Source organism: Streptomyces sp. NPDC104307, from assembly GCF_055584045.1.
The window spans coordinates 1545141-1567594 of sequence record NZ_JBVJMU010000001.1; the positions used below are offsets into that span (position 1 = coordinate 1545141).

Here is a 22454-nt window from a genome sequence, read left to right on the forward strand (position 1 = left end):
CGGGGCGGGGGCCGGACTGGCAAGGGGCGCCCCTGAGGGCTTGCCCGCCGGTGTTACTTGATGCCGGCGGCGTCGCACGCCTTCTTGTACTCGGGGGTGCAGATCTCGGAGGCCTTGTAGACCTTGTCCGCGACGATCGTGGAGCCGATGTTCTCCTTGGTCACGACCGTGGCGTCGTACAGCCGCGACGGGGTGGCCTTGAACTCGCCCGAGAGGCTGTCGACCTTGGTGTTGACCAGGTCGTCGAACTTCTCGCCCTTGAGGAGCTTCACCGCGATACCCGCGGTGGTGTCCGCCTGCGGCTTGATCTGCTTGTAGATCGAGAAGGACTGCTCACCCGCGAGGATGCGCTGCAGACCGGCGAGCTCGGAGTCCTGGCCGCCGACCGGGACCTTCACACCCTGCTTCTTGAGGGCGGTGATGATGCCACCGGCCATGCCGTCGTTCGCGGAGTAGACGCCCTGGAAGCCGTTCTTGCCCAGCGAGTCGAGGGCGGCACCCATCTTCTTGTTCGCCTCGTCCGGCGACCAGTCCGGGATGTCCTGCTCGTATACGACCTTCTTGACCTGGGTGTCCAGGACGCTGTGCGCGCCCTTCTTGAAGAAGGGGGCGTTCGGGTCGAGCGGCGAGCCGTTGATCATGACGACGTTGCTGCTCTTCGCCTTGTCGCCCAGCGCCTTGACGAGCGCCTCGCCCTGGAGGCGGCCGATCTTCTCGTTGTCGTAGCTGATGTACGCGGAGATCGGGCCCTCGGCGAGACGGTCGTACGCGACGACCTTCACGCCCTTCTTGTCGGCCTGCTGGACCCAGGACTTCACGGCCTTGTAGTCGACCGTGTCCAGGATGATGACCTTGACGCCCTGGGTGACCAGCGAGTCGAACTGCTTCTTCTGCGTCTCGGCGTCGCCGCCGGCGTTGTTGTACTTGACGTCGCAGTCCGAGCAGAGCGCCTTGATCTTCGCCTCGATCATCGGGCGGTCGAAGGTCTCGTAACGCGTGGTCTTGTTCTCCGGAAGCAGCAGGCCGATGGTCTTGCTGTCGCCACCGCTGCCGCTGTCCTTGTCGTCGCCCGCCTTGCCACAGGCTGCGAGGGAGACGGCCATGGAAACCGCGGCCGTGCCTATGACGATGCGTCGCGTCATTGCGTTCATTACGGGTGTGCCTCCCTGACGAGGCCGCAGCGTTGCGGCCGAGGTGGCTGGAAGTCAACTCGGCCGCGAGGCCAGCGTCAAGGAGTAAATCCTTAACGAGATGACAACGGTGCCATTCGTTATCTAAGTGAAGGCAGGAGTGGCCGTGGGGAGGGTGCTCTCCAAAAGGGTTGAATCCCCCATCTCGCTCAGGACGAGGGCGAGCGCGCCGAGCACTTCCGCCCGGCCGCCGAGCGCCCCGGGGAGCACGGAGAGCTGCCGTGCGGCGCTGGGGATGGAGTAGCGCGCGACCGAGTCGCGGATCGGACCGAGGACCAGTTCGCCGGCCTCCGCGAGCGAGCCGCCGAGCACCACCCGGCTGGGGTTCAGCAGATTGCAGAGGTTCGCCACCCCGCTGCCGATGTGCCGCCCGACGTCACCGATCACCCGACGGCACCCCGGATCGCCCTCACGGGCCAGCTGGACCACCCGCTCCATGGTGAGATCGGGGCCGTGGCTGGGCTGGAGCAGCGGCAGCACGTACCGGGCGGCCGTGAACGTCTCCAGGCATCCCCGGTTGCCGCAGCGGCAGACCGGGCCCGATTCGTCGAGGGTGATGTGGCCGATCTCGCCGGCCGTGCCGCCGGGTCCCCGGTAGATGTGCCCGTCGATCACCAGACCGGCGCCGACACCGCTGGCGACCTTGATGTACGCGAGGTCGCTGACCCCACGGCCGCTCCCCCAGACCAGCTCCCCCAGCGCCCCGAGGTTGGCGTCGTTGTCGACGTAGACCGGCACCCCGAGGCGGCCGGCCAGCTCTTCCCTGGGGTTGATGCCCGTCCAGCCCGGCAGGATCGACGTGGAGCCCAGCGTGCCGGACTCGACGTCGATCGGGCCGGGTACACCGAGGCCGACCCCGATCACCTTGCCGGGGCTGATCCCGGTCGTCTCTATCAGCCGGTTGACCAGCTGTTCGGCCCGCCCGAAGCCCTCGGCGGAGGAGGCGTCCACGTCCAGCGGCTCGGACTCCTCGGCCAGCACCTGGTGGGCCAGGTTGCCGACCGCCACCCGCAGGTGCGTATGCCCGAAATCGACGCCGATGACGATGCCCGCGTCACCGCTGAGGGAGACGCTGCGGGCGCGGCGGCCGCCCGCGGAGGTGGGGGTCACCTCGACCGTGCCGCCCTCTTTGAGTTCGCGAACGATATTGGAGACGGTGGCCGCGGAGAGGCCCGTGCTCCTGGCGATCTCCGCCTGGGTGAGTGACCCCGCCATACGTACGGCGCGCACGACCCGCTCAAGGTTGGCGCGATGCAGAGATGTCTGCGACCCCGGAGTCTCCATCGACTCTCTCACTCCTGCCATATTCTCCAACATGTGAACTCTAAGCTGAGCGTTTTGGGGTACTCCCCGTCAAGACCTTGAGCAGTCGAAGCCTCGGATGAGCACCGGACCCTCGCACCTCGACCCCTGCGAACTCCCCCGTAAACAGACGAACCGCCCGTCGGCGAGGATGCCGGCGGGCGGTTCGGTCGGTCGGTGCGAGCGTTCGAGGAGTTACTTCACCGCTCCCGCGGTGAGGCCCGCCACCACCTGGCGCTGGAAGATGATGTAGGCCGCGAGGACCGGCAGCATCGCCATCACCAGTCCGGCGAAGAGCCCGGACCAGTCGCCCTTGTAGCCCTGCCCGTTGGCCAGTTCGACCAGTCCCTGGGAGAGCACCCGGTACTTCGGATCGGTGTTCAGCACCGTTGGCAGCAGGTACTGGTTCCACTGCCCGAGGAAGTTGAAGATACCAACGCTGATCAGGCCGGGCTTCGCCATCGGCAGCATCACCTGGAAGAACGTCCGGGTGTGCGAGGCGCCGTCGAGCATCGCCGCCTCCGCCACCGAACTCGGCAACGAGCGGAAGAACGAGGTGAGGAAGAAGACGGTGAACGGCAGCGAGTACGCGATGTAGACCATGATCAGTCCGTGCCGCGTGTTCAGCAGGCCCATGTTGTTCATGACGAAGAACAGCGGGACCAGCGCCAGGATGATCGGGAAGCTCATCCCGCCGATGAACATGTAGTAGATGAAGCGGTTGCCGGGAAATTCGAACCGCGCCAGTACGTACGCCGCCATGGAGCCGAGCAGCAGGGTGCCGATGAGCGAACCGCCCACCACCAGAATGGTGTTCAGGAAGTAATCGCTCATGTGCGCCTGACCCCAGGCACGCGACCAGTTCTCGAAGTGAAGCTTGTCCGGCAGCGCCCACGGCGTCGACAGGATCGAGTCATCTGTCTTGAACGAGGCCATGATCGCCCAGAGCAGCGGCATGACCACCAGGATCGCCCAGATGACCAGCACACCGTGCGAGAAGACGTTGAGGACCTTGCCCTCGCTGCTCTTCGCCTTGCCGGCCGGTGCGGGCGGCTTGGACACGGGGGCCGGTTCCGTCACCTTATCCACGGGAGGGGTGTCAGTGGCCTTCACGCGTGCTCACCTCGTACTACTGTCGAGCCGGCCACCTCGGCCGGGCTGTCTTCCCTGCTGGGGGTCCGGGCACCGCGCCCCGGGGAGCGCGGCATCAGAACTCCAGCCGCTCGCGCCGGCCCAGTCGCATCACGATGGCGGCGAACGCCATGGTGATGATGAGCAGTCCGACACCGATCGTCGTCGCGTATCCGGCCTGGCCGTCACGGAACGCCGTCTGGTAGACGTACAGCGGCAGGACGGTGGTCGAGTAGTCGGGGCCGCCGGGGCCCACGGTCATGACCTGTACCGCCGTGAACGCCTCGACCCCGAGCGCCAGGATGCCCATGTAGACCCAGCCCGACTGCACGGTGTCCCAGAGCAGCGGCAGGGTGATCCGGAAGAACGTCGTGACGCGGCTGGCCCCGTCCAGGAGCGCCGCCTCGTAGAAGTCCTTCGGAATGGACGCCATTCCGGCGGAGAAGAGGACGACGAAGAATCCGACCGTCGACCAGATCAGCACCGACATGACGCAGATGAGCGCCAGGCTCGGGTCACCCAGCCAGTCCGGCTGAATGGAACCGAGACCGACTCCCTTGAGCGCCGAATTCAGCATTCCACTGCGCGGGTTGAACGCGAACTGGAACAACAGGGCGACGATGACGATCGACAGCACCTGCGGGAAGAAGTAGGCGATCTTGTAGAAACCAGAACCCCGCACGCCGGAGACCGCGGCGTTCTTGCGCCGCCGGCCTCCGACATTGAGCATGAAGGCGAAGAAGAGCGCGAGGCCCAGCGTCACCAGCGGCAGCAGCAGCACGAGCAGCAGGCTGTGCTGCAACGACTTCCAGAAGATGTCGTCCTTCAGCATCCGGGTGTAGTTGTCGAAGCCGACCATCTTGAAGTCGGGGCTCAGACCGGTCCAGTCCGTGAACGAGTAGTAGATGGCCTGGATGAACGGCCAGATGACGAAGACCGCGTACAACACCAGTGGGACTACCAGGAACCCCACAATGAAGCGGTACTTGCCGTGCTGCATCGTTTACCGACCCCGATCTTTCCGCGGGTGCCGCCGCTGGTGACGGTTACTCACTGGTGCTTGTAGTGCTTGATGGACTGGTCCTTGGCCGCGGCGTCCGCGTAGCCCTGGATCTTCTTGATGGCCTCTGCGGGCGTCAGACGCCCGGCCATCATCTCGCCGAGGCCCGCACCGATCTGCTCCTTCTGGAGCTTCACGTACCAGTCCTGCATACGCGGGTTCACGACGTTGTCGCCGGCCTTCTTCAGCACGTCGACACCGGACTGCATGGCCGTGGACAGGGTCAGTCCGTCGGTGCCGCCGTTGAAGGCGCTCAGCGACTTGACCTGCTTGGTGAAGTTCTTCGAGGACGCCTCGGAGAGCATGATGCGCAGCTGCTCCATGCCGCCCTCGGGGTTCTTCGCCTTGGCCGGGATGATGAACGGCTCGCCGCCGGACGCCCAGATGGTGCCGAAGGGCAGCTTGTCGGACGAGTCCAGGCCGGACGGCGCCGCGACCATCATCTTGAAGTCCTTGGGCGTGGTCGGCGCCGCCTCGTTCTCCACCCACGAACCGTTCGGGATGAAGAGCGCCCGGCCCTTGGTCCACTCGGTCTGCGACTGGATGTGGGTCAGGCCCGGGGTGCCCTTGAGGATGTACCCCTTCTGCTGCAGCTCGTAGTACGCCTCGAACGCGGCCTTCACGGCCGGGTCCTTCCAGGCGTTCGGCTCCAGGTTGTCGATCTTGTCGAGAACCTCCCGGCCGCCGATCTTGGCGATGAACGGGTAGAGCGAGAACGGGAGGTAGTAGGGGTACTTGCCGGCGTACGTCCAGCCGGCGATGCCCTTCTTCTTCGCCTTCGCGCACAGGGCGAGCATGTCGTCCCAGTTCTCGGGGTACTGGGCGTCCAGACCGTCGAGCGCGGTCTGCGAGTACCAGACGCCGTAGACCGTGTACGCGTAGTACATGATCCAGACCGGGTCGCCGTCGAACTGACCCATCTCCAGGACACCCGGGCGCAGGGTGTCGCGGACCTTCTTGCTCGGGTCGTCGAAGGACGGGGCGTCCATCAGCGGCGTCAGGTCGAGCAGCTGCTTCTTGCCGACGAGGACACCCATGTCCATCTGCTCGGCGCCCGAGTTGTCGATCAGGTCCGGCGGGGTGCCACCGTTGAAGCGCGGCTGCAGCTGCGACTGGATCTTCTGCGTCGCGCTGTGCTTGACCTTCGCCTTGGGGAACGCCTTGGTGTACTCCTTCTCGGCGTCGATGGCGTACTGCTCGCCGAAGCCGCCGTTGAAGATGACCACGTCGAGACCGGCCGTGTCATTGACGCCCAGCGGGTTCTTCGCGCTGGTCTTGCCCTTCTTGACCGTGTCGTCGTCGCTGCTGTCGCTACTCGCACACGCCGACAGGAAGCTCATTGTCGGGACGGTGATCAGACCGAGTGCGGCAGACCGCTTGATCACGTCGCGACGGCCAAGGCCCTCATTCTTGCGGGCGGAGGTGGATGCCATGCTCAAGTCCTCGCCTTCTCCAGGACTCAGGCGGTGTTGTACCGGTCGCCCATCGATATTCGCCTCAGGCGAAGGGCCCCGCCACCGCGGTCAGTTGCGCTTGGGTGGTGCAGATTGCAGGCTAGCCATTGCAGTGGGGGGTGTAGGGGGAGGGGGCCAGCCGACGCACCTGTGGCGCGTCGAGTTGCCCGGACCCCGTTGTCCCCCTTGTCGCGCAGATGAAAAAGTCCTGTGCAGACGCCGACAGGTATAGTCCACTTGCGGCCAACTGAGCAAGATCGAATGCAGGTTTGAGCGGCAGTCTTTCCCGAGTTGAGACCTCGCGGATACCTCGGCACCGCACGGCCTCCTCCAGATGTAACGATTTCCGCAATACGGTTGATTCGGAACCGGGCTTCCATCCAACACCCTTGACACCACCAGGCACTTCACTTCCTACTGGTTCTTGCGCACGCTTCTGACAACGTTGTCCAAGCGCACTTCCTCGGGAGGAATGGCTCGGCATGCAGCCCCGACACGGTTCTCGCAAGAGACAAAACAGCACGGTCGCGCTGATCGCGGCCTCACTGGTTCTGGTCGTGACAGCCCCCACCGCGGCCGCCGCTCAGTCGGCCGGGTCAGGAGAAAAGGGTCATAAGCCTGCGGGCGACCGGACTTTCAGTTCTTCCTTCGAGGAGGACGAGAAGCAGCCGGACTGGCGCAATACCGTCGAAGAAGGCCCGGACGGAAAGAAGCGGACATCGGGTATCGATGGCGGCTTCTCCGCCGGAATACCGGGCAATGTGACCGACAAGGTCACAGATGTCCGCGCGAGTGACGAGAACACCAGCGGCGGCGAGGTGAAGGAAAACCTCGTCGACGGTGAATCCGGGACGAAGTGGCTGTCGTTCAAGCCCACCGCCTGGGCCGAGTTCGATCTGTCCGAGCCGGTCAAGGTCGTCACCTACGCGCTGACCTCCGCCGACGACCACGACGAGCGGGACCCGAAGGACTGGACGCTCCAGGGCTCAGAGGACGGCAAGAGCTGGACGGATCTGGACTCGCGGACCGGCCAGACGTTCTCCGAGCGCTTCCAGACCAAGTCCTACGACTTCAAGACGGACAAGGCCTACCAGCACTTCCGGCTGGACATCACGAAGAACAACGGCGCCGACGACGCGACCCAGCTCGCCGACGTCCAGTTCTCCGACGGGGACACCTCCACCCCGGCCCCCGACGACATGCGCAGCCAGATCGACCGCGGCCCCTCCGGCTCCCCCACCGCCAAGGCCGGCGCGGGCTTCACCGGAAAGAAGGCACTGCGTTACGCGGGCACCCACAAGGCGGACGGCCGGGCCTACTCGTACAACAAGGTCTTCGACGTCAACACCGCCGTCACCCGGGACACCGAGCTGTCCTACCTGGTCTACCCCCAGATGGGCGAGACGGACCTGTCCTACCCGGCCACGCACGTCGCGGTGGACCTGGCGTTCACCGACGGCACGTACCTGAGCGAGCTGCGCGCCACCGACTCCAACGGCGGTCTGCTGACCCCGCAGGGCCAGGCCGACGCCAAGCGGCTGTACGTCAACCAGTGGAACAAGGTCGACGCCAACATCGGCACGGTCGCGGCGGGCAAGACCGTCGACCGGATCCTCGTCGCGTACGACTCCCCCAAGGGCCCGTCGAAGTTCCAGGGCTGGATCGACGACGTCAAGATCGCCCCCAAGGCGCCCGAGAAGCGCAAGGCGCACCTCTCGGACTACGCCTCGACCACCCGCGGCACCAACTCCAGCGGCAGCTTCTCGCGGGGCAATGACATCCCCGCAACCGCCGTGCCCAACGGTTTCAACTTCTGGACCCCGGTGACCAACGCCGGATCGACGAGCTGGCTGTACGACTACGCCTCGGGCAACAACGCGGACAACCTGCCCACCATGCAGGCCTTCAGCGCGAGTCATGAGCCGAGCCCCTGGATGGGCGACCGGCAGACCTTCCAGCTGATGCCGTCGGTCGCGTCCGGCACCCCGGACGCCGACCGCAAGGCACGCGCGCTGCCGTTCAAGCACGAGAACGAGACGGCGAGGCCCCACTACTACGGGGTCACGTTCGAGAACGGCCTCAAGGCCGAGATGACGCCGACCGACCACGCGGCGCGGATGCGGTTCACGTATCCGGGCAAGGACGCGAGCATGGTCTTCGACAACGTCTCCAACGACGGCGGGCTCACCCTCGACCCGAAGACCAGCTCCTTCACCGGGTTCTCCGACGTGAAGAGCGGCGGCTCGACAGGCGCCACCCGGCTCTTCGTGTACGGCGTCTTCGACGCCCCCGTCACCGGCAGCGGCAAGCTGTCCGGCGGCGGCGGTGACGACGTCACGGGCTACCTGCGCTTCGACGCGGGCAAGGACCGTACCGTCAACCTGCGCCTGGCCACCTCGCTGATCAGCGTCGACCAGGCCAAGCAGAACCTGGCCGCGGAGATCCCCGCCTCGCGCTCCTTCGACCGGGTCGAGAACAAGGCCCAGGGCGCCTGGGACGACCTGCTGGGCAAGATCGAGGTCGAGGGCGCGACCGCCGACCAGCTGACCACGCTGTACTCCAGCATGTACCGGCTCTACCTCTACCCGAACTCGGGCTTCGAGAAGGTCGGCGGCAAGGACAAGTACGCCTCGCCCTTCTCGCCGCAGGTCGGCTCGGACACCCCGACCCACACCGGCGCCAAGATCGTCGACGGCAAGGTGTACGTCAACAACGGCTTCTGGGACACCTACCGGACGACGTGGCCGGCTTACTCCTTCCTCACCCCGAAGAAGGCCGGCGAGATGGTGGACGGCTTCGTCCAGCAGTACAAGGACGGCGGCTGGATCTCCCGCTGGTCCTCGCCCGGCTACTCGGACCTGATGACCGGCACCTCCTCTGACGTGGCGTTCGCGGACGCCTACGTCAAGGGCGTGAAGTTCGACGCCGAGGCGGCGTACGACGCGGCCCTGAAGAACGCCACGGTGGTCCCGCCGTCCTCCGGCGTCGGCCGCAAGGGCATGGAGACGTCCCCGTTCGTCGGGTACGCCGACACCACGACCCACGAGGGCATGTCCTGGTCGATGGAGGGTTACGTCAACGACTACGGCATCGCGCAGATGGGCCAGGCGCTCTACAAGAAGACGCACAAGCAGCGCTACAAGGACGAGTCCGAGTACTTCATGAACCGGGCCCGCAACTACGTCGAGCTCTTCGACGACAAGGCCGGCTTCTTCCAGGGCAAGGACGCCAAGGGCGACTGGCGGCTGCCGTCCGACCAGTACGACCCGCGCGTGTGGGGCTACGACTACACGGAGACCAACGGCTGGGGCTACGCCTTCACCGCCCCGCAGGACAGCAAGGGCCTGGCGAACCTGTACGGCGGCCGGAACGCCCTGGGCAAGAAGCTGGACACCTACTTCGCCACCCCGGAGACGGCGGGCCCGGAGTTCGTCGGCAGCTACGGCGGCGTCATCCACGAGATGACGGAGGCCCGTGACGTACGGATGGGCCAGTACGGCCACAGCAACCAGGTCGCGCACCACGTCACGTACATGTACGACGCGGCCTCCGAGCCGTACAAGACGCAGGAGAAGGTCCGCGAGGTCCTCGGCCGCCTGTACACGGGCAGCGAGATCGGCCAGGGCTACCACGGCGACGAGGACAACGGCGAGCAGTCGGCCTGGTTCCTCTTCTCCTCGCTCGGCTTCTACCCGCTGGTCATGGGCAGCGGTGAGTACGCGATCGGCTCCCCGCTGTTCACCAAGACCACCGTGCACCTGGAGAACGGCCACGACCTGGTCGTCAGGGCGCCGAAGAACAGCGCGAAGAACATCTACGTCCAGGGCCTGAGGGTCAACGGCAAGAAGTGGACCTCCACCTCGCTGCCGCACGACCTGCTGGCCAAGGGCGGCGTGCTGGACTTCGACATGGGTCCGAAGCCTTCGGCCTGGGGCACCGGCAAGGACGCGGCCCCGGTCTCCATCACCAAGGACGACAAGGTGCCCTCCCCCAAGAAGGACGCCCTGAAGGGCGCGGGCGCCCTCTTCGACAACACCTCGGCGACCTCCGCCCAGGTCGAGTCGGTGGAGCTGCCGGCCCCCGCCGGCACGAAGGCGGTCCAGTACACGCTGACCTCGGACGCGGCGGCCAAGGCGCCGAGCGGCTGGGTGGTACAGGGTTCCGCCGACGGCAAGCGCTGGAGGGACCTCGACAAGCGGTCCGGCCAGTCGTTCGCCTGGGACAAGCAGACGAGGGCCTTCACGGTGAAGACCCCCGGCTCCTACGCGCACTACCGGCTGGTGCTCGACAGTGCGGCGACGCTCGCGGAGGTGGAGCTGATCTCCTGACCGAGGCACCGCACACAGACGGCCGGTATCTCCCCACGAGATGCCGGCCGTCCGCGTTCTCACCCCACCACGCAGGCGAGTTCGCGCCTGGGAGCGCTCCCAGGCACTGAGCGGGCAGGTTAGCGCGGCGGTGCGGGACTGTAAACGCCCCGTCGGGAACTCCCCCGGACGCGCCGGGCGTCATGAAGATCGTGAGGGACATGGACGGCACGACGCTCGACGAACTCAGCGAGATCTGGGAGGACATACGGGAGAACTACCAGGAGGTCCGCAACAGCGGCTACGACCGGGCGGTGCTCGGGGCGTCCTGAGCACCATCGCCGCCGCCCCCCTGCCCGCCGAGTGTCCGGCACGAAGACGGCGAACTGTCCGACGCGGGCTGACCGCCCCGCCTCCCGGCCGTGCGGACACGGCCCGAGGCGGCCTCAGGGCTGGGAGGCGTCCGGAACGGCGGTGGGGAACAGGCTCTCGGGCAGGGACACGTTCCACGCCGTGATGACCGGGTTTCCGTGCTCCGTGCCCAGCCGGGAGACCGCGCCCGTGGCGAGCTGGAAGAGCGTGCCCTCTGCGGGTGACAGGCCCAGGTAGCGGGCGGTCAGGACGCGCAGGAAGTGCGAGTGGGCCACCAGCACGATGTCCTCGTCCCCGGCGCGTCCGGCCGCCTCCCTGACCTCCGCGAGCACCCGGTCGGCCCGCTCGCCCACCTCCACGGGGGTCTCACCGGGGTGCGCCTCCGGGCCGGCGGCGACACCGTCCGTCCAGAGGTTCCAGTCGGGGCGGGTGAGGCGGATCTCGTCCGTGGTGATGCCCTCGTAGCCGCCGTAGTCCCATTCGCGCAGCTCGGGCGTGATCCGGGGCGCGGCGAGCCCGGCGAGTTCGGCGGTGCGCCGGGCCCGTACCGAAGGGCTGACCAGCGTGACCGCGATGTCCCGGTCCGCGAGCAGCGGCGCGAGGGCTCGGGCCTGGCGCTCACCGAGGGGGGTCAGGGGCAGGTCGGTGTGGCTCGTGTGCTGCCCGTTACGGGACCACTCGGTCTCGCCGTGCCGGATCAGGATCAACTCGCCCATGTGAAGGCCATCCGCTCTCGGTGCTGTTACCGCTCAGGTGCTGTCGATGGTGCGAACCCGCTGGTCCACGATCCCATTCCGCCCGTGGTGAGGCGGGCGGGCGCGCCCACCCGGATTCCCGTTCGGAAACACCGACAGGGGGCTGTCGCCGCAGGCACCCAGAGTGGGCAGGGCCGGGGCGAGCCCGGCGGAACACGTAAGGGATGTACGTCATGGCTCAGTTCAACGCGGTCGCCTGGTTCGAGATCGGCACCGCCCGTCCGGCGGAGGCCGAGCGGTTCTACGGGGACGTGTTCGGGTGGACGGTCGCGCACGACGACACCAGGAGCACCGACCAGGCATACCGGATCATCACCACGGGTGACGGGGAGGGGATGCGCGGCGGGCTGTTCGCGACCGAGGGCAGGATGCCGGACTACGCGGTCTTCACCGTGCTCGTCGAGGATGTCGAGGCGACCTGCCGCCGGGTCGAGGAGGCGGGCGGCACGGTTCAGCGCGCGCCGCAGGTCAACCCGGTCGGGGTGACCTTCGCGCATCTGCTCGATCCGGCCGGCAACCACTTCGCCGTGTTCAGGCCGCCGTTCACCGGGGCCTGATCCGGTCGGCCGACGGCAGCCGCCGGCCGGACCGTCGGCTCGGCTCGGCTCAGCTCAGCTCAGCTCAGCTCAGCTCAGCTCAGCTCAGCTCAGCTCAGCTCAGCGAGAGCTGGTGCACGACGCCGTACGGGATGTCGAGGTCCTCACGCCGCAGCTCCCTCGGCTCCGGCACCTCGGCCGTGACGTGGACGGAGACGATCCGGTCGGTGCGGAAGGCGCGCAGGGCATCCCGCATCCGGCACCAGGCGAGCAGGTACCAGTGGCCCGTCTTGCCGATGTATCCGAGCGGCTCGATGTCGCGCGTCGTCGTGGCGCCTTCGCGGTCGCCGTACTCGATGCGCAGGACGCGTCCGGTGGACAGCGCGTCCGCCGCTCCTCGCGGCCCCGGCACGGGCGGGGGCGCGTCCACCGGTCCGAGCAGGTGGACGCGCCCGGCCATGTCGTGCGCGGCGGCCGCGTCGTCCTCCCCCATGGCCGCGACCAGCTTCCGCAGCGCCGCCGCCGCTGTCGCCCGGAACGGTGTCCCCTCCATCCCGCGCAGCGCCACCGCCATCGCCACCGCCTCGCCGGGGGTGAGGTTGACCGGCGGGAGCGTCCGGCTCCGGTCGAGGCAGTAGCCGCCGGTGCGGCCGGGCTCGGCCCAGACCGGCACGCCGGCCTGGAGCAGGGCGCTGATGTCCCGCTCGATGGTGCGCGAGCTGACCTCGAAGCGGTCGGCCAGCCAGCGCGCGCTGCGCGGACGGGGCGAGACGGCGCGCAACTCCTCGACCAGGGCATAGAGGCGATCGGTCCGGTTCACCCGGCCAAGTCTAAGGAGCGTCCGTAAACCACGTTGACCGACAGTGGTCAAGGCGTGAGAGGGTCGCCCCGGTCGCAGTCAATGGAATACAGGGGATGGTGCGCGGTGGTCGACTCGGACGTGACCCGAGACCTGCGAGTCGAGGAGGCCTCGTCCGATCCGCCACTGTGGACGGCGGATTTCCGGCGGTTCTTCACCGCCCGCACCACTTCCCTGCTGGGCGACGCGATGCTTCCGGTCGCGATCACGGCCGCCGTGATCCGGGCCGGGTACGGGGCCAGTGGTGTGGGTTACGCGCTCGCCGCACTCGTGGCCCCGTTCGCGGCACTGATCATCTTCGGCGGGGTGATGTCCGACCGCTTGGGTGCCCGGCGGCTGATGGTCGTCTCCGACACGGCCCGGCTGTGTTCCCAGGGACTGCTCGCGCTGCTGTTCCTGCTCGGCACGCCACGGCTGTGGCAGATCCTGGTCCTGCTGGCCCTGATCGGGGCGGGCAGCGCACTCTTCCAGCCGGGCGTCGCCAGCATCACGCCGCTCATCTCCCGGGACGTGCAGCGGGCCAACGCCACCCTCCGCATCTCGGAGTCCGTCACCGTCGTCATCGGACCGTCCCTGGCGGGCCTGCTGCTGGCGGTCTCCTCGCCCGCCTCCGTGGTCGCCCTCGACGCGCTGACCTACGCGGCCAGCGGGGCGTGCCTGCTCCGGCTCCGCTCGGTCCCGATGGGCCCGACCGGGCGGGAGGACGAAACCTCGTTCCGGGCCGATCTGGTGGAGGGATGGCGGGAGTTCAGGTCCAGGACCTGGCTGTGGAGTGTCATCGTCGTCTTCATGCTCTGGCAGCTGGCCGGTGCCGGTCCGAGCACGACCCTGGGCAACAGCATGCTCGTCACCGACTACGGGGCGTCCGTGTTCGGGCTGGTCATGTCGTCCCTGGGGGCGGGAAGCGTGCTGGGCGGGATCATCGCGATCAGGCTCCGCCCGAGATATCCCCTGCGGGCCGGAGCCTTCTCGATGGTCCTCTGGGTGCTCATGCCGCTGGGGCTCGCCCTCGACCTTCCCGCGCCGCTCATCGCCGGGTGCTACGGGGTGAGCGGGATAGGCATGGCCTTCTGGGTCGTCATGTTCCACACGAGTGTGCAGACCCACATCCCGCAGAACGTCCTCGGCAGGGTGCACGCGTACGACGCGGCCGGCTCGCTGGTGATGAAGCCGGTCGGGCAGGCGGCGGCCGGACCGCTCGCGCTCGTCGTGGGGGCCGGGCCGCTGCTCTACGTGTCCGCGTCCATGGCGATCGTCGCCTGCGTCCTGCTGCTGGCGATCCCGGCCGTGCGCGGACTGAGGCGCGTGGAGCGCTAGGCCCTGTCTGACGCCGGCTGGAGAGGCTCACGCGGACGCTGATCCGCTGCCCGGGAGCGGGAGGGGCTCGGCCTCGTACCGGGCGGCCGCCGCCTTCGCCCCGGCCAGTACGGCCTGGTCGGTGAGGCGGTCGGCACGAACGACGACGTCGACGCCGGCCGGGGTGAGCAGCGACCGGGTGAAGGCGATGACGGCCCACGCGTCGTCCTCGCCCGTCTCCCTCACCTCCCACACGCTCGTCAGCACCGCCAGCAGGCCCTTGCCCCGCCAGCGGTAGACCGTGCCGGGGCGCGAGGTCAGCCGGGTGTCCGTGCCCCGGATGCGGCGCGTTCGGCCTCGTACCCGGTACGCGACCTCGTCCCGCATCCGGGGCCCCGAATTCCGGCCCGGCAGTGGGGTGTAGGTGAACGTGGCGTCGGTGCGCCTGCCGCCTCGCCACATGGGGAACGACGAGCAGACGATGTGCCATGTTCCGGCCAGCCGTTCGGGGTTCGCGTCCACGTGGTCCATGAACGGGAGCCTACGGGGCGCTTCCGGGCGGGCCGGCAGGACAGCCGCCGCGGGCGGGGCGGACCGTCCGGCATGGGGGACATCGCCCGGATGGGGCCCGCACCTGGTTGCGGGGCGAGAATAGGGGAAGCCGGACAAGACACCCTTACCCAACGGAAGCAGGAGCCGTCGTGACCACCTTCGTCATCACCGTCCCTGGAACCTTCGTCACCGGAATCTCCGACACCTCCCGTGCGGAACTGGAGGAGGCGCTGGCCAAGCGGCACACGGACCTGAGCAGAAGCGAGGGGATCGACCTGCTGACGCTCAACGACGACGGCACCTTCTCCATCCGGGTGGAGGTCGAGACCGCGGACCGGTACGAAGCGGAGCTCGAAGCGGCAGGACTGGTGTCCACGGCCCTGCGGGAGACGGGGTTCTCCGCGCAGGACGCGCCGCTCGGAACCCCGGTCGTCACGGGAATCGACAACGACCTCTGACGGGACGGACGAAAGCCGCTCAGCCCATGACGACGTCCAGTGACGTGTCACCGACGACCACGACCTCGTGCGGCCGGTCCGTGTCCGCCGTGACGCGGAGCGTGCCGCCCTCACGGACCAGTTCGTACGTGGCGGCGGGTGCGCCCGTGAGGTCGGGGACCGTCACCGTGCGGGTGAAGTCGCCGGTGCCTTCGGGGGCGTACACGCGCAGCTCCAGGTTGCGCGTCCAGTCGCCGTCGGGGCGGGCGGAGTCCGCGCCGAGCGGCAGGACCGCGCCGGGGCGGACCAGGAGCGGGAGGCTGTCGAAGCCGTAGGTGCCGTGGTGCCAGCCGGGGCCCGTGACGGTCCCGCCGGTCAGGAGGTGGGTCCAGGTGCCCTCGGGGACGTAGTACTCGACCTGCCCGTCCTCGCTGAAGACCGGGGCGACCAGGAGGTCGGGGCCGAGCAGGTACTGCCGGTCCACCGTGCGGGCGGCCGGGTCGTCGGGGAACTCCAGCAGCAGGGGCCGCATGGTCGGGACGCCGGTGCGGTGGGCCTCGACGGCGGCGCCGTACAGGTAGGGCATCAGGCGGTGCTTGAGCTCGGTGAACCGCCTGGCGACCGCGACCGCCTCGTCCCCGAACTCCCACGGCACCCGGTAGGACGAGGAGCCGTGCAGCCGGCTGTGCGAGGAGAGCAGGCCGAAGGCGAGCCAGCGCTTGAAGACCGCCGGGTCCGGGGTGCCCTCGAAGCCGCCGATGTCATGGCTCCAGAAGCCGAAGCCGGACAGGGAGAGGGACAGGCCGCCGCGCAGGGACTCGGCCATCGCGCCGAAGGAGGACCAGCAGTCGCCGCCCCAGTGGACGGGGAACTGCTGGCCGCCCGCGGTGGCGGAGCGGGCGAACAGGACCGCCTCGCCCTGGCCGCGCTCCTTCTCCAGGAGTTCGAAGACTGTCTTGTTGTACAGATGCGTGTAGTAGTTGTGCATCCGCTCCTGGTCGGAGCCGTCGTGCCAGACGACATCGGTGGGGATGCGCTCGCCGAAGTCCGTCTTGAAGCCGTCGACGCCCTGGTCGAGGAGGGTCTTCAGCTTGGCCTGGAACCAGGCGGTGGCCTCGGGGTCGGTGAAGTCGACCAGCGCCATGCCGGCCTGCCACTTGTCCCACTGCCAGATGTCGCCCTCCGGGGTGCGGACGAAGTAGCCCTTCTCCGCGCCCTCCGCGTACAGGGCGCTCTTCTGCGCGATGTACGGGTTGATCCAGACGCAGATCCGCAGCCCCTTCTCCTTGAGCCGGGTGAGCATGCCGACCGGGTCCGGGAAGGTCTCCGGGTCCCATTCGAAGTCGCACCACTGGTACTCGCGCATCCAGAAGCAGTCGAAGTGGAAGACGGAGAGCGGGATGCCGCGCTCGGACATGCCGTCCACGAACGAGGTGACGGTCGCCTCGTCGTAGTCGGTGGTGAACGAGGTGGTGAGCCAGAGACCGAAGGACCAGGCAGGGGGCAGGGCCGGGCGGCCGGTGAGCGCGGTGTAGCGGGTGAGGACGTCCTTGGGCGTGGGGCCCGCGACGACGAAGTACTCCAGGACCTGGTCCTCGACGCTGAACTGGACCTGTCCGACGGCCTCCGAGCCGACCTCGAAGGAGACCTTGCCCGGGTGGTTGACGAAGACGCCGTAGCCGCGCGAGGACAGGTAGAACGGGACGTTCTTGTACGCCTGTTCGCTGTTGGTGCCGCCGTCGGCCTGCCACATGTCGACGACCTGGCCGTTCTTGACGTACGGGGTGAACCGCTCGCCGAGGCCGTGGATCGTCTCGCCGACGCCGAGGGCCAGCTGGGCGAGCATGTGGTGCCCGCCGTCCGCCACCGTGGCGAAGGCGGTGCCCTTGCGTCCGGCGGCGGTCAGCAGGCGGCCGTGCGCGTCCAGGAACTCCAGGCCGAAGTCGCCCTCTGTGGGCAGCCGGAGGGTGAGGGGGCCGCTGGTGAGTTCGGCGGCCCGGCCGTCGTCACGCGTGGCGGCCGTGGCGTCCTCGGTGGCGCCGGGCAGCGCGAACTCCGGTCCGGGGCGGCGTTTTCCCGCGAGGTGGGTGACGCGGACACCGATGACGCCCTCGGCGGGGGCGAACGCCTCCACCGTGATCAGCGGCGCGTTGAGCGTGTCACCGCGCCGCGTCACGCGCTTGACGGACGCGTGGGCGGTGAGCCGGTCGGCGTCGAGACGCAGGTCGCGGAGGTCGGTGGCGTACGAGGCGTCCACACCGTCTCGCATCTGCCAGAAGCCGTCGGTGAACTTCATGGGGGTCGTCCTTAGCCGGTACGAGGGTACGGAGGTGGGTTCGGGGTTGTGCCGTCAGCCCGATTTTGATCGTACACAAAACAAATGTTTTTCGAAGCGCTTCGACAATCTATGAACGTGCACCTCAGCCCACCCCGCCCGGGACCCAATACCCGACAATCCACCCTCACGTTGCCCCTAGGTGACGAGCACGTCACGGAGGTGGTCTAGAAACCCGCGCCAGGATGGCGTATTAGTACTGCCAGCAAACAAATCGCTCGCACGGCAGCGTGGCCATCCGGGCATGTCGACAAGAGGCAGCAGAATGTCGAACCGCTTCAATCACACCCCCGCCGACCGGTTCGCCTTCGGGCTCCGGACCGCCGGCCGGCGCGGCGACGACCCCTTCGATGACGCCACCCGCCCCGCCCTGGTGACAGCGCCTTCCCCGGACGGCCCGCGCCAACGGCGCCGTCGTCACCACCGGCGGGTCATCGTTCCGCTCACCGTCGTCTCCGCGCTGGCCGGCGGCGCGGTCCTGTCCGGCTGCGGGCAGCAGCGGGACCCGGACGTGTACACCGTCATGAACTCGTCGACCGACGAGTCCTACCACCGCTGGGACGCCCAGACGCTGGCCCGGTGCGGCAAGCGGCTCGGGGTGACCATCGAGCAGCAGAGCGTCCCGGCCGCCCAGGTGATGACGAAGGCCCTGCGGATGGCGTCCTCGAAGTCGCTGCCCGACGTCCTCCAGCTGGACGCCTCCGAGATGCCGACGTTCGCCGAGGCCGGCGGCCTGATCCCGCTGAAGGACCTGGGGCTGACCACCACCGACATCCCCCGGGGAATCGTCGACTTCGGCTCGTACGAGGGGACGTACTACGGCGCGGCTCGCACCGTGAACACCCTGGCGCTGTTCTACAACAAGGACACCCTCGACCGGGCCGGTCTCAAAGTGCCCGCCACCTGGGCAGAGATGCGGTCGACCGCGAAGAAGCTCACCAAGGGCAAGCGGTACGGGCTGGCGCTCAGCGCGGGCGGCGCGGAGGACGGGGTCTTCCAGTTCACCCCGTTCATGTGGTCCAACGGCGGCGACGAGACGAAGCTCGACAGCCCGCAGGTGGCCGGGGCACTGGACTACTGGAAGAGCCTGCTCAAGGACCGTTCGCTGTCCAAGTCGACGGTCAACTGGACCCAGGCCGATGTGAACGACCAGTTCATGGCCGGCAACGCGGCCATGATGATCAACGGCCCGTGGCAGGTGGAGACCCTCAACACCAAGAAGGCGCTGCACTGGGGCATGGCCCGGATCCCGGTCCCGAAGGCCGGGGCCGACTCGGTCGGTCCGCTGGGCGGCGGGATCCTGACCGTGCCCAACACCGGTGACAACGCCCGGGAGAAGAAGGCGGCGAAGATCATCGGCTGTATGTCGGGCGAACAGGAGCAGATCACCTACGCGCTCAACAGCTGGATGGTCCCGGCCAACGAGAAGGCCGCCGCCGTGTGGCGCGAGAAGGTCCCGGAGCTGGCAGCCCTCTCCGGCCAGGTCGCCACCGCCCGCTCGCGCACCGCGAAGCTCGGCGCGGGCTGGTCGTCCGTCTCCCTCGCGCTCCAGAGCGCCTTCCAGTCCGCCCTCACCGGCGAGTCGAGCGAGAGCGCCCTCAAGCGGGCCCAGCAGCGCGCCACGAGCGGGAACTGAGGTATCCGAACCATGTCGACCGCCACCGCTTCCGCAGCCACCGCTCCGGCGCCCGTGACCACGAAGGCCGCGAAGCCGCCGAACCCCGCGCGCACCCGCCTCCGCGGGCGCCTGGCCCAGTGGGGCTTCATCGCCCCCGCCGTGATCTTCATGGCGCTCTTCTTCGGCTATCCGCTCGTCCGCAACGTCGTGATGAGCTTCCAGGACTACTCGCCGTCCACGTTCTTCACGGGCAGGTCCCCGTTCAACGGAACGGACAACTGGAGCAACGTCTTCAACGACGAGCTCTTCGGCAAGGCCCTGTGGCACACCATCCTGTTCACCGTCGGCTCGCTGACCGGGCAGTTCTGCGTCGGTCTGGGCCTCGCGGTGTTCTTCAGCCGCCGATTCCCGCTCAACGGCATCCTGCGGTCGCTGATCCTGCTGCCGTGGCTGGTCCCGATGGTCGTCTCCGGTGTCGTCTGGCGGCGCATCCTCGACCAGGACACCGGCGTCCTCAACTCGTTCCTGGGCACGGTCGGGCTCGGCGACACCCCGTGGCTGACCAGCCCCGGCATGGCGCTGGTCTCGGTCGTCCTGGTGAACATCTGGATCGGCATCCCGTTCAACATGGTGATCCTCTACGGCGGCCTCCAGGAAGTCCCCAAGGAGCTGTACGAGGCCGCCTCGCTCGACGGCGCCTCCGCCTGGCGGACGTTCCGCTCGATCACCCTGCCGATGCTGCGGCCCGTGATCACCGTGGTGCTGGTGCTCGGCTTCATGTCGACGGTGAAGGTCCTCGACCTGATCCTGGCGCTCACCGACGGCGGCCCCGCCGACTCCACGCAGACGCTCGGCACCCTCACGTACCAGAACTCCTTCGTCCAGCTGGACTTCGGAGCGGGCGCCGTGGTCGGCAACATCCTGATCCTGATCTCCGCCGTGTTCGCGGTGTTCTACCTGCGGGCCAACCGCAACGAGGGGAAGTGACCGGCATGGCGAGCGCTGTGCGTACCCCCGCCGCCCCCACCCGTCCCACCGGCCGGCCGAAGCGGCGCCTGGGCGCCACGGTCTTCGGCGTCGTGGTGCTGTGCGTGATGCTGTTCCCGCTGTACTGGATGGTGAACACCGCGCTCCAGCCCGAGTCCGGGCTGCTGGAGGTCGACCCCTTCCCGCACAGCCTGGACCTGTCGGGCTTCCGCTCGGCCGTCACGGACCAGGGCCGCAACCTGCTGACCTCGCTGGCCGTCGCGCTCGGCGCGGTGGCCATCTGCCTGGCCGTCTCCGCGCCCGCCGCCTACGGGCTCGCCCAGTTCAGGCTGCGCGGCACCAGGACGATCGTCTTCTCCACCCTGATCACCCAGATGGTGCCGGGGATCGTCATCGCCAACGCCCTGTACAGCGCGTACGTGGACATGGGTCTGGTCAACTCCTACGCCGGGCTGATGCTGGCCGACGCCTCGCTCGGCATCCCGTTCGCCATCGTGCTGATGCGCTCGTTCATGGTGGCCATCCCGCGCGAGGTCATCGAGGCGGCCGAGGTGGACGGCGCCGGACGTTTCCGTACCTTCGTGCGGGTCGTGCTGCCGATGAGCCGCAACTCCCTGATCACCGCCGGGCTGTTCTCGTTCCTGTACGCGTGGAGCGACTTCATGTTCGCGCTGACGCTGAACACCACGGACGACGTGAAGCCGGTCACGCTGGGCATCTACCAGTACATCGGCGCCCATGTCGGTGACTGGGGCTCCGTCATGGCGGCGTCCGTCCTGTCGGCGATCCCGGCGGCGGTCCTGCTCGTCCTGTCGCAGAAGTACATCGCCGCCGGGATCACCGGCGGCTCGGTCAAGTAAGGACTGCGTACCCATGAGTGAGTTCCCCGTGTTCCCGCCCGGCTTCGTCTTCGGCGCGGCCACGGCCTCGTACCAGATCGAGGGCGCCGCGCGGGAGGACGGCCGAGGCCCGTCCATCTGGGACACCTACAGCCACACGCCCGGGAAGACCGACGGCGGTGACACCGGTGACGTCGCCTGCGACCACTACCACCGCTACCCAGAGGACGTGGCGCTGCTGCGCGAACTGGGCGTGGACTCGTACCGGTTCTCCATCGCCTGGTCGCGGATCCAGCCGGACGGCGGCGGCGCGGTCAACCCCAAGGGGCTGGACTTCTACTCCCGGCTCGTCGACTCGCTCCTCGAAGCCGGCATCGAACCGGCCGCCACCCTCTACCACTGGGACCTGCCCCAGGCGCTGGAGGACCGGGGCGGCTGGCGGGTGCGCGAGACCGCCGAGCGGTTCGGGGAGTACGCCGGGATCATGGCGGAGCACCTGGGTGACCGGGTGCCGCGCTGGATCACGCTCAACGAGCCCTGGTGCAGCGCCTTCCTCGGCTACTCGGTGGGCCGGCACGCGCCCGGCGCGAAGGAGGGGCGCGGTGCGCTGGCCGCCGCGCACCACCTGCTGGTCGGTCACGGACTGGCGATGAGGGAGCTGCGGGCGGCCGGGGTCCGCGAGGCGGGCATCACGCTCAACCTCGACCGCAACGTCCCGGCCACCGGTTCGGCCGCCGACCTGGCCGCCGTCGTCCGCGCGGACACCCAGCACAACCTGGTGTGGACCGAGCCGGTCCTCGCGGGCCGCTACCCGGCCACGGAGGAGGACACCTGGGGCGAGCTGATCACCGCGCAGGACTTCCGCCAGGACGGCGACCTGGAACTGATCTCCCAGCCGATGGACTTCCTGGGCATCAACTACTACCGCCCCATCGTGGTGGCGGCCGCCCCGCACCGCGAGGCGGACCCGGCGCTGCGGGTCGCCACCGACAACCGGTACAGCGAGGGCCGGTACCCGGACGTCCGCCGGACGGCGATGGGCTGGCCGGTCGTCCCGGAGTCGTTCACCGATCTGCTGACCGCGCTGAAGGAGACCTACGGGGACGCGCTGCCGCCGGTGCACATCACGGAGAACGGCTCGGCGGAGTCCGACACCGTGGACGCGGACGGCTCGGTGCGCGACGCGGACCGGGTCGAGTACCTGCGTACCCATCTGACGGCGCTGCGGGCGGCGATGGACGCGGGTGTGGAGGTGCGGGGCTACTACGTCTGGTCGCTGCTGGACAACTTCGAGTGGGCGCTCGGGTACGCGAAGCGGTTCGGGATCATCCGGGTCGACTACGACACCCAGGAGCGCACGCCGAAGGACAGCTACCGCTGGTACCAGCAGCTGATCGCGGCCCACCGCAAGTAGCCCGGCCCGG

General features: G+C 68.4%; 17 protein-coding genes. 8 read left to right on the plus strand and 9 right to left on the minus strand.

The features are described from left to right. Positions 1 to 53: 53 nt before the first annotated feature. The 5 genes from ACZ601_RS06455 to ngcE form a co-directional block, all read right to left on the minus strand. Positions 54 to 1151 (minus strand): substrate-binding domain-containing protein, encoded by a 1098-nt coding sequence (locus ACZ601_RS06455; RefSeq protein WP_440576013.1) that lies wholly within the window; start codon positions 1149 to 1151, stop codon positions 54 to 56. Positions 1152 to 1274: 123 nt separating this feature from the next. Beyond that, complete coding sequence (locus tag ACZ601_RS06460; protein WP_073734867.1) at positions 1275 to 2474, minus strand: ROK family transcriptional regulator; 1200 nt, start codon at positions 2472 to 2474, stop codon at positions 1275 to 1277. A gap of 213 nt (positions 2475 to 2687) precedes the next feature. Further along, a complete protein-coding gene (locus ACZ601_RS06465; protein WP_469533644.1) occupies positions 2688 to 3605 on the minus strand; it encodes a carbohydrate ABC transporter permease in 918 nt (305 codons plus the stop codon). Between the two features lie 94 nt (positions 3606 to 3699). After that, positions 3700 to 4623, minus strand: a complete 924-nt coding sequence (locus tag ACZ601_RS06470) for a carbohydrate ABC transporter permease (RefSeq protein ID WP_363224031.1) — start codon at positions 4621 to 4623, stop codon at positions 3700 to 3702. A gap of 50 nt (positions 4624 to 4673) precedes the next feature. Further along, complete coding sequence (ngcE, locus tag ACZ601_RS06475) at positions 4674 to 6116, minus strand: N-acetylglucosamine/diacetylchitobiose ABC transporter substrate-binding protein (protein ID WP_469533646.1); 1443 nt, start codon at positions 6114 to 6116, stop codon at positions 4674 to 4676. Between the two features lie 503 nt (positions 6117 to 6619). Here ngcE and ACZ601_RS06480 point away from each other — a divergent pair. Beyond that, complete coding sequence (locus ACZ601_RS06480; protein ID WP_469533649.1) at positions 6620 to 10465, plus strand: GH92 family glycosyl hydrolase; 3846 nt, start codon at positions 6620 to 6622, stop codon at positions 10463 to 10465. 425 nt (positions 10466 to 10890) lie between these two features. On the opposite strand, the gene ACZ601_RS06485 is transcribed toward ACZ601_RS06480, so the two are convergent. Further along, on the minus strand, positions 10891 to 11532 hold the full coding sequence (locus ACZ601_RS06485; RefSeq protein WP_440573521.1) for a histidine phosphatase family protein: 642 nt from the start codon (positions 11530 to 11532) through the stop codon (positions 10891 to 10893). Positions 11533 to 11744: 212 nt separating this feature from the next. On the opposite strand from ACZ601_RS06485, the gene ACZ601_RS06490 reads away from it, so the two are divergent. Continuing rightward, a complete protein-coding gene (locus tag ACZ601_RS06490) occupies positions 11745 to 12128 on the plus strand; it encodes a VOC family protein (protein WP_469533650.1) in 384 nt (127 codons plus the stop codon). Positions 12129 to 12222: 94 nt separating this feature from the next. Here ACZ601_RS06490 and ACZ601_RS06495 read toward each other — a convergent pair whose 3' ends face one another. Further along, positions 12223 to 12927, minus strand: coding sequence for a helix-turn-helix transcriptional regulator (locus tag ACZ601_RS06495; RefSeq protein ID WP_469533652.1), 705 nt, complete (start codon positions 12925 to 12927; stop codon positions 12223 to 12225). A gap of 105 nt (positions 12928 to 13032) precedes the next feature. Here ACZ601_RS06495 and ACZ601_RS06500 point away from each other — a divergent pair, with 105 nt between their 5' ends. Then, positions 13033 to 14283 carry an MFS transporter gene (locus ACZ601_RS06500; protein WP_469533655.1) on the plus strand — a complete coding sequence of 417 codons (1251 nt, stop codon included), beginning with the start codon at positions 13033 to 13035 and terminating at the stop codon, positions 14281 to 14283. Between the two features lie 27 nt (positions 14284 to 14310). On the opposite strand, the gene ACZ601_RS06505 is transcribed toward ACZ601_RS06500, so the two are convergent. Beyond that, positions 14311 to 14793 carry a hypothetical protein gene (locus ACZ601_RS06505; RefSeq protein WP_469533658.1) on the minus strand — a complete coding sequence of 161 codons (483 nt, stop codon included), beginning with the start codon at positions 14791 to 14793 and terminating at the stop codon, positions 14311 to 14313. Between the two features lie 170 nt (positions 14794 to 14963). On the opposite strand from ACZ601_RS06505, the gene ACZ601_RS06510 reads away from it, so the two are divergent. Further along, the gene (locus ACZ601_RS06510; protein WP_469533661.1) at positions 14964 to 15272 is read left to right on the plus strand and encodes a hypothetical protein; all 309 of its coding nucleotides are present in this window, start codon (positions 14964 to 14966) and stop codon (positions 15270 to 15272) included. 19 nt (positions 15273 to 15291) lie between these two features. On the opposite strand, the gene yicI is transcribed toward ACZ601_RS06510, so the two are convergent. After that, positions 15292 to 17547, minus strand: a complete 2256-nt coding sequence (gene yicI, locus ACZ601_RS06515) for an alpha-xylosidase (protein ID WP_469533663.1) — start codon at positions 17545 to 17547, stop codon at positions 15292 to 15294. Positions 17548 to 17959: 412 nt separating this feature from the next. Here yicI and ACZ601_RS06520 point away from each other — a divergent pair, with 412 nt between their 5' ends. From ACZ601_RS06520 to ACZ601_RS06535, 4 genes are read left to right on the plus strand one after another with little or no spacing between them, the layout of a single operon-like run. Next, on the plus strand, positions 17960 to 19222 hold the full coding sequence (locus ACZ601_RS06520) for an ABC transporter substrate-binding protein (RefSeq protein ID WP_469533895.1): 1263 nt from the start codon (positions 17960 to 17962) through the stop codon (positions 19220 to 19222). Positions 19223 to 19234: 12 nt separating this feature from the next. Then, the gene (locus ACZ601_RS06525) at positions 19235 to 20191 is read left to right on the plus strand and encodes a carbohydrate ABC transporter permease (protein ID WP_469533665.1); all 957 of its coding nucleotides are present in this window, start codon (positions 19235 to 19237) and stop codon (positions 20189 to 20191) included. Between the two features lie 5 nt (positions 20192 to 20196). Next, a complete protein-coding gene (locus ACZ601_RS06530; protein ID WP_469533668.1) occupies positions 20197 to 21051 on the plus strand; it encodes a carbohydrate ABC transporter permease in 855 nt (284 codons plus the stop codon). Between the two features lie 13 nt (positions 21052 to 21064). Further along, positions 21065 to 22444: a GH1 family beta-glucosidase gene (locus ACZ601_RS06535; protein WP_469533669.1), complete on the plus strand. Its 1380-nt coding sequence runs from the start codon at positions 21065 to 21067 to the stop codon at positions 22442 to 22444. Positions 22445 to 22454: the final 10 nt, after the last annotated feature.

What these genes read in the sequence shown, in the direction of transcription:
- ACZ601_RS06455 (WP_440576013.1), bottom strand. Translation starts at nt 1,151, where the DNA reads ATGAACGCAATGACGCGACGCATCGTCATAGGCACGGCCGCGGTTTCC.
- ACZ601_RS06460 (WP_073734867.1), bottom strand. Translation starts at nt 2,474, where the DNA reads ATGGAGACTCCGGGGTCGCAGACATCTCTGCATCGCGCCAACCTTGAG.
- ACZ601_RS06470 (WP_363224031.1), bottom strand. Translation starts at nt 4,623, where the DNA reads ATGCAGCACGGCAAGTACCGCTTCATTGTGGGGTTCCTGGTAGTCCCA.
- ngcE (WP_469533646.1), bottom strand. Translation starts at nt 6,116, where the DNA reads ATGGCATCCACCTCCGCCCGCAAGAATGAGGGCCTTGGCCGTCGCGAC.
- ACZ601_RS06480 (WP_469533649.1), top strand. Translation starts at nt 6,620, where the DNA reads ATGCAGCCCCGACACGGTTCTCGCAAGAGACAAAACAGCACGGTCGCG.
- ACZ601_RS06485 (WP_440573521.1), bottom strand. Translation starts at nt 11,532, where the DNA reads ATGGGCGAGTTGATCCTGATCCGGCACGGCGAGACCGAGTGGTCCCGT.
- ACZ601_RS06490 (WP_469533650.1), top strand. Translation starts at nt 11,745, where the DNA reads ATGGCTCAGTTCAACGCGGTCGCCTGGTTCGAGATCGGCACCGCCCGT.
- ACZ601_RS06505 (WP_469533658.1), bottom strand. Translation starts at nt 14,793, where the DNA reads ATGGACCACGTGGACGCGAACCCCGAACGGCTGGCCGGAACATGGCAC.
- yicI (WP_469533663.1), bottom strand. Translation starts at nt 17,547, where the DNA reads ATGAAGTTCACCGACGGCTTCTGGCAGATGCGAGACGGTGTGGACGCC.
- ACZ601_RS06525 (WP_469533665.1), top strand. Translation starts at nt 19,235, where the DNA reads ATGTCGACCGCCACCGCTTCCGCAGCCACCGCTCCGGCGCCCGTGACC.
- ACZ601_RS06530 (WP_469533668.1), top strand. Translation starts at nt 20,197, where the DNA reads ATGGCGAGCGCTGTGCGTACCCCCGCCGCCCCCACCCGTCCCACCGGC.
- ACZ601_RS06535 (WP_469533669.1), top strand. Translation starts at nt 21,065, where the DNA reads ATGAGTGAGTTCCCCGTGTTCCCGCCCGGCTTCGTCTTCGGCGCGGCC.